Source organism: Raoultella sp. (assembly GCF_039594335.1).
Taxonomy (GTDB): domain Bacteria; phylum Pseudomonadota; class Gammaproteobacteria; order Enterobacterales; family Enterobacteriaceae; genus Klebsiella.
In genome coordinates, this window is sequence record NZ_JBCNNS010000049.1 from 22,487 (window position 1) to 29,239 (window position 6,753).

Sequence of the window (6,753 nt, forward strand, 5' to 3'; positions counted from 1 at the left end):
TCAAAGTGAACCTATGGCGACGAATCAGACCGTTCAACCCTTATCCGGCTCCGCTGCTGCGCCACAAAAAGCACGCACCTCGTTTGGTATTCTGGGCGCCATCAGCCTGTCCCATTTGCTGAACGATATGATCCAGTCGCTGATTCTGGCGATTTACCCGCTGCTTCAGTCGGAGTTCTCCCTGACCTTCGTGCAAATCGGGATGATCACCCTGACCTTCCAGTTGGCCTCTTCGCTGCTTCAACCGGTGGTCGGCTACTGGACCGATAAACACTCGATGCCATGGTCGTTGCCGATCGGCATGTGTTTTACGCTCTGCGGCCTGGTTTTACTGGCGCTGGCAGGGAGTTTTGGCACGGTCCTGCTTGCCGCCGCACTGGTGGGTACCGGTTCTTCGGTATTCCATCCGGAATCATCGCGCGTGGCGCGTATGGCTTCCGGGGGCCGTCACGGACTGGCTCAGTCGCTATTCCAGGTTGGCGGTAACTTTGGCAGTTCTCTGGGCCCGCTGCTGGCGGCGGTGATTATCGCGCCCTACGGCAAAGGTAACGTCGCGTGGTTTGTCCTGGCTGCGCTGCTGGCCATCGTCGTGCTGTCGCAAATCAGTCGCTGGTATGCCGCACAGCATCGGATGAATAAAGGGAAACCGAAAACCGTCGTCGCCAGTCCGCTGCCGAAAAACAAAATTATTCTTGCGGTCGGCATCCTGCTGATGCTGATTTTCTCGAAATATTTCTATATGGCGAGCATCAGTAGCTATTACACCTTTTATTTGATGCATAAATTCGGATTATCGATCCAGAATGCGCAAGTTCATCTGTTTATTTTCCTGTTTGCCGTTGCCGCAGGAACGGTGATTGGCGGGCCAGTTGGCGATAAGATTGGGCGTAAATATGTGATTTGGGGCTCGATCCTCGGTGTTGCTCCCTTTACCCTTGTTTTACCTTACGCCACGCTGGAATGGACGGGGATTTTGACCATGATCATTGGATTTATCCTCGCATCAGCCTTTTCGGCCATCCTGGTCTACGCCCAGGAGCTGTTACCGGGGCGTATCGGCATGGTTTCCGGTCTGTTTTTCGGCTTCGCATTTGGTATGGGTGGTCTCGGAGCCGCCGTTCTGGGGCTGTTAGCGGACCATACCAGTATCGAGCTGGTTTATAAAATCTGTGCTTTCCTGCCACTTCTCGGCATATTGACGATATTCCTTCCTGACAACCGCCAAAAAGGCTGATTAACCGGCGGCTAAAGTGAAACTTTAGCCGCCATAATTCCTTATCCTGCCAGCACTCCCGCTCATTATCCCTCGTAGTTTTTCGATCTGTGCCTTTTTGCAGTTAAATTCCATTTTTCTGCATAATTCAATAATTATTCATAAACAAAACAATCAAAACTGTCATAAACTATTACTCGGTTTTTAGGTTTAGACATCGCCCCCTCCGGGCTGTCGTACGGTAGCACAAGTGAATCTCTGGAACAGAAATGACCCGGTGAACGCGCGAAGCTAACGCAGAGGCAGACTGAAGGATGGCGTGTTTAATACTGAAAATGGATTGGCTCACCACATACAAGGAGACGGAATGCACCACGCAACACCGCTTATCACCACCATTGTTGGTGGGCTCGTACTCGCTTTTATCTTCGGCATGATTGCCAATAAGCTGCGCATTTCGCCACTGGTGGGCTATCTATTAGCAGGCGTGTTATCCGGTCCCTTTACACCGGGCTTCGTTGCCGATACCAAACTGGCGCCGGAGTTGGCTGAGCTGGGCGTCATATTGCTGATGTTTGGCGTCGGGCTGCACTTCTCTTTAAAGGATTTGATGGCGGTAAAGTCGATCGCCATTCCCGGTGCGATTGCCCAGATAGCCGTGGCAACGCTGCTGGGTATGGCGCTTTCTGCCGTGCTGGGCTGGTCGCTGATGACCGGCATCGTATTTGGCCTGTGTCTCTCTACCGCCAGTACCGTGGTGCTGCTGCGCGCGTTGGAAGAACGACAGCTTATTGATAGTCAGCGAGGGCAGATCGCCATCGGCTGGCTTATCGTCGAAGATTTAGTGATGGTTCTGACGCTGGTTCTGCTGCCAGCCGTCGCCGGTATGGCGGAGAAAGGCGATCTTGGCCTGGCGTCTCTGGCCGTCGATATGGGGATCACCATCGGCAAAGTGATCGCCTTTATCGCCATTATGATGCTGGTGGGCCGCCGTCTGGTACCGTGGATTATGTCCCGCAGCGCCGCCACCGGCTCCCGTGAACTGTTTACCCTGTCGGTTCTGGCCCTCGCTCTCGGGATCGCCTTCGGTGCGGTTGAGCTGTTCGATGTCTCCTTTGCGCTTGGCGCATTTTTCGCCGGAATGGTACTGAACGAATCCGAGCTCAGCCACCGTGCTGCGCACGATACGCTGCCTCTGCGCGATGCGTTCGCCGTGCTGTTCTTTGTCTCCGTCGGCATGCTGTTCGATCCGATGATCCTGCTGGAGCAACCGCTGGCGGTGCTGGCTACGCTGGCTATCATTATCTTCGGCAAGTCGGTGATCGCCTTTTTCCTCGTGCGGATGTTCGGCCACTCGCCGCGTACCGCACTGACCATCGCCGCCAGCCTCGCGCAAATCGGTGAGTTCGCCTTTATTCTTGCCGGGCTTGGTATGGCGCTGAATTTACTGCCACAGGCCGGACAAAATCTGGTACTGGCCGGGGCGATTATCTCTATCATGCTTAACCCGGTGCTCTTCGCGCTGCTGGAAAAATATCTCGATAAAACCGAAACGCTGGATGAGCAGACCTTCGAAGAAGTGCTTGAGGAAGAGAAGCAGATTCCGGTCGATATTTGCAACCACGCGCTGCTGGTGGGCTTTGGTCGCGTCGGGAGCCTGCTGGGTGAAAAGCTGATGGCCCAGGGGATTCCGTTGGTGGTTATCGAAACGTCACGTACCCGCGTCGATGAACTACGCGCGCGCGGTATTCGTGCGGTGCTGGGCAATGCGGCAAATGAAGAGATCATGAATCTGGCGCATCTGGACTGCGCCCGCTGGCTGCTGCTGACCATTCCTAACGGCTATGAGGCGGGGGAAATTGTCGCTGCCGCCCGCGAGAAATGCCCGAATATCGAGATTATCGCCCGGGCGCATTATGACGATGAAGTAGATTACATTACCGAACGCGGCGCGAATCAGGTGGTGATGGGCGAGCGTGAAATCGCCCGCGCCATGCTGCTAATGCTGGAGACGCCGCCAGCGGGTGAAGTGGTTACCGGATAATCCCCTGCTATGGCGCCTCTCGGGAAGCGAGGGGCGCACTCAGTCGCGCCTTGTCACTGTTTGCTACGCTCTCCCCTTCGCGGCGCAAGAGAGAAAAACGGATTTAACGCTCCCAGTATGCCTCTTCCAGACTATCTTCTCGCTCCGGCAAGCCACGGGTTAAACGCGGGGAGTGTTGGTTCAATACCTGATAGCTGACGCGGTTCGCATATTTGCACACCTGCGCCAGTGACGAGTAGGTCAGCCACTTGCACTTGTGTTTACTGGAGTTCGGAACGTTATTCCGGTGGTAGTTATTGGCGGTGATATCGTGCAGCAGTGCCGCCAGCGCCCCGTCACCGGCGCCATTGGTATTCATAATTTTCTCAGGGCCCCCCATGTACGGCGCGATATGCGAGTAAATCCGTAAGGGGTTGACGCAATCCTGATGACGCATTGCACGGCTAAACTCATACTGGTTGAATTCGGCAATCGCCCCTGGCAACAGCGGATGCTGAGTTTTACGTTTGGCGTCGTCTTCCGTAAAGCTGGCCATATACAGACCTGCTGGCCCGGCGGTACACAGTACCAGGTCCACCCACTCCAGGGCCTTATCCGACGCCAGCAGTGGATCGGACAGCCCGGTCAGCGCTTCAGCTTCTTCTTCATTCATCGCCAGAATAGAGACGTTTTCCTTAAGGAACTGCTGCCACCATTCCGGGTTATCGGCAATGACATACTTCGTTCCCAGCGTCAGCACGACCGGTACATCATGCTTTTTGGCATACTCGATGGCTTTCATCGTTGCATCCGGCATCGGCTCGCCGGGCTTGCAGCGCACCAGATATGAGGTCAGCACCAACGCAGAGGCGCCGGCAATCACCTCTTCAGGAATGCTTTCCGGGCGCAGTTTATTCATGTGCCCCGGACTGATGGCAAAGGTTCGTTCGCCCGACTCGCTAATCAGGGTAAAGCAGCGTCCAATGGCCCCCTCCACCCCTTGCAGATAGTTCAGGTCAGTGCGGCTGGAGGTGTTGCACAGATAGCGATAGGCGTAGCCGCCGATTTCGATATTGCTGCACATAACCCCCAGCAATACCGAGCGGTCATCGGCCAGCACCGAGTAATTGTGCATGGTATTGCCAATCGTTCCGCCGGCAAACTGGTGGGTAATTAAATTATTCCGTACCAGTTCCTGATAGAGCGTTTCGGCGACATCATCTTCGATGACCAGCGAATGACCGGCGCTGAGACCGTAGCGCACGATAAACGCCTCATCTACTTTGGCTTCGATATCAACCAGCGTTTGATCGATGCCGACCACCCACGCGACACTGGATTCATTTTCCGGCTGCGTTTGTTGCAACAGCGGATCGCGAGCATTAACGGGAAAGTAGTGTTTAGATTTGCGTTTACCGGGAAATTTCATAGAGGCGATTTAATGGCAGTGAACAAGTGGGGAATAATAGCATATTCCCCCTTCCGCACGCGATTAGCGATACGGCGCCGTCAGGTTCACCATCATTTCGATATGCGCGCTGTCCGCATTAAGCGACGGAATGTATTCATATTTCTGCCCACCAGCCTCAAGGAAGACCTCCCGGTTCTGCACGGCGATCTCCTCCAGGGTTTCCAGACAATCCGCAGCAAAGCCCGGACAAATCACCTGAATATGCTTCACGCCCTTCTCGCCCAACATTTTCAATGTCTCGTCGGTGTAAGGTGTCAGCCACGGCTCGCGGCCAAAGCGCGACTGGAAGGTCATCATGACGCGGTCCGGCGAAAGTCCCAACGCGGAGACCAACTCGCGGGTTGTATCGCGGCAACGCTGCGGGTAATCGTCGCCTTCGTGAGCAAAACGCTGCGGTATGCCGTGATAAGAAAGCAACAACACATCCGGTTCGCCGTGCACGGCAAACGATGCACGAACGCTGGCAGTCAACGCCTCTATATAGCTGGCATCATCGGCATAATCGCGAATAAAGGAGATACCCGGGATGGCCCGTTTTTTAGCCAGAATTCTCGCCAGTTCATCCCACACTGCCGCCACCGTGGAACAAGAATATTGCGGATACAGCGGCAGCACCACGATATGGTCAACCCCCTGGGCCAGCAGTTCATCCACTGCGCTTTCCAGCGCAGGTGAACCGTAGCTCATGCCTAAGGCAACCGGTGTATCGGGTAGACGCGCAGCCAAAGCCTGCTGCTGTCGACGGCTGTAAACCATCAGCGGCGATCCCTCTTCCATCCACACGGACTGATAAAGTTTCGCAACCCGCGGCGCGCGCAGGGGCAGTATCACGCCGCGCAGGAGCGGCCACCACAGCAGACGAGGCGTATCAACCACCCGCTTGTCGCTGAGAAATTGTCGCAGATAGCGCTTCACCGCATCGGGCGTGGGCGCATCGGGAGTGCCTAAGTTGGCTAACAAGATACCTGTTTTCGTCTGATGCATGACCGCCTCTTAACCATTTGAATCGCTGACAATTGTAGCTGAAATGGCGCTAAACGGAACCAATCAAAGAAAAAGGTAGAATAAGAGATGTTCTCATCCCGCCGTGGCAGGATGAGAACCAACGGGATTAACCGAGGATTTTTTCCAGTTCAGCGCGCACGTCGGCAACGGCTTTGGTACCGTCAACCTTTGCGTACCGGGTGTTGCCCGCTTCAGCTTCTTTCTGATAATAACCGATCAGCGGCGCCGTCATCTGATGGTATTCCACCAGGCGCTTACGTACGGTTTCTTCCTGGTCATCTTTACGGGTGGTCAGCTCTTCGCCGGTCACGTCGTCTTTACCTTCCACCTTCGGCGGGTTGAACTTGATGTGGTAAACGCGACCGGAAGCCGCATGTACGCGACGACCAATGATGCGGTCAACGATCAGTTCGTCCGGTACATCAAATTCCAGAACGTAATCAACGGCGATGCCCGCTTCTTTCATGGCGTCAGCCTGCGGAATGGTGCGCGGGAAGCCGTCGAGCAGAAAACCGTTATGACAATCTTGCTGGGTGATACGCTCTTTAACCAGCGCAATCACCAGTTCGTCGGTCACCAGCTTGCCGGCATCCATAATGTCTTTGGCCTGTTTGCCCAGCTCGGATCCCGATTTCACCGCAGCACGCAGCATGTCACCGGTAGAGATTTGCGGAATTCCGTATTTCTCCATGATGAACTGAGCCTGAGTTCCTTTACCCGCGCCCGGAGCGCCAAGCAGAATAATACGCATTACGAAAATCCCCTCAAAAGTCGATTCAATTTTTCAAAAACGCTAAACCATACCACCAGAATGCAGATGGCTCAAGAAAGGCGCAGCGGCTGAAACGGTTAATGGAAGGTTTATTTTGCTTGAAAGGCAGAGATTACGCCATCAGAGGAAGCATCCACACCGGCCCGCGCATCCAGTACGCGGGCCGGTGTGGACAAACAACGAAAGGATCAGGAAGCCAACAGCTGGTTCATACGGCGAATGAACTGGTTAGGATCTTCCAGGGTACCGCGTTCCGCCAGCAGGGCCTG

The 6,753-nt window shown here is 54.7% G+C and carries 6 protein-coding genes; 2 read left to right on the forward strand and 4 right to left on the reverse strand.

Features of this window, described 5'->3' with window-relative positions; genetic code table 11:
* The first annotated feature begins 13 nt into the window (after positions 1-13).
* Together ACZAHD_RS11005 and ybaL are read left to right on the forward strand one after the other, a co-directional pair.
* Positions 14-1,234, forward strand: coding sequence for an MFS transporter (locus ACZAHD_RS11005; RefSeq protein WP_462456797.1), 1,221 nt, complete (start codon positions 14-16; stop codon positions 1,232-1,234).
* A gap of 346 nt (positions 1,235-1,580) precedes the next feature.
* A complete protein-coding gene (gene ybaL, locus ACZAHD_RS11010) occupies positions 1,581-3,257 on the forward strand; it encodes a YbaL family putative K(+) efflux transporter (RefSeq protein ID WP_462456798.1) in 1,677 nt (558 codons plus the stop codon).
* Between the two features lie 103 nt (positions 3,258-3,360).
* Here ybaL and ACZAHD_RS11015 read toward each other — a convergent pair whose 3' ends face one another.
* The 4 genes from ACZAHD_RS11015 to ACZAHD_RS11030 all read right to left on the reverse strand — a co-directional run.
* The gene (locus ACZAHD_RS11015) at positions 3,361-4,665 is read right to left on the reverse strand and encodes an inosine/guanosine kinase (protein ID WP_462456799.1); all 1,305 of its coding nucleotides are present in this window, start codon (positions 4,663-4,665) and stop codon (positions 3,361-3,363) included.
* 63 nt (positions 4,666-4,728) lie between these two features.
* Positions 4,729-5,691, reverse strand: a complete 963-nt coding sequence (gene hemH, locus ACZAHD_RS11020) for a ferrochelatase (protein ID WP_462456800.1) — start codon at positions 5,689-5,691, stop codon at positions 4,729-4,731.
* Positions 5,692-5,818: 127 nt separating this feature from the next.
* Positions 5,819-6,463, reverse strand: coding sequence for an adenylate kinase (adk, locus tag ACZAHD_RS11025; protein ID WP_462456801.1), 645 nt, complete (start codon positions 6,461-6,463; stop codon positions 5,819-5,821).
* Between the two features lie 209 nt (positions 6,464-6,672).
* Positions 6,673-6,753, reverse strand: an 81-nt coding sequence (locus ACZAHD_RS11030) for a hypothetical protein (RefSeq protein ID WP_462456804.1), incomplete at its 5' end; no start/stop codon positions are given.

Bases quoted from the DNA above. Each gene is read 5' to 3' on its own strand.
- ybaL (WP_462456798.1), top strand. From the start codon at position 1,581: ATGCACCACGCAACACCGCTTATCACCACCATTGTTGGTGGGCTCGTA.
- hemH (WP_462456800.1), bottom strand. From the start codon at position 5,691: ATGCATCAGACGAAAACAGGTATCTTGTTAGCCAACTTAGGCACTCCC.
- adk (WP_462456801.1), bottom strand. From the start codon at position 6,463: ATGCGTATTATTCTGCTTGGCGCTCCGGGCGCGGGTAAAGGAACTCAG.
- ACZAHD_RS11015 (WP_462456799.1), bottom strand. From the start codon at position 4,665: ATGAAATTTCCCGGTAAACGCAAATCTAAACACTACTTTCCCGTTAAT.
- ACZAHD_RS11005 (WP_462456797.1), top strand. From the start codon at position 14: ATGGCGACGAATCAGACCGTTCAACCCTTATCCGGCTCCGCTGCTGCG.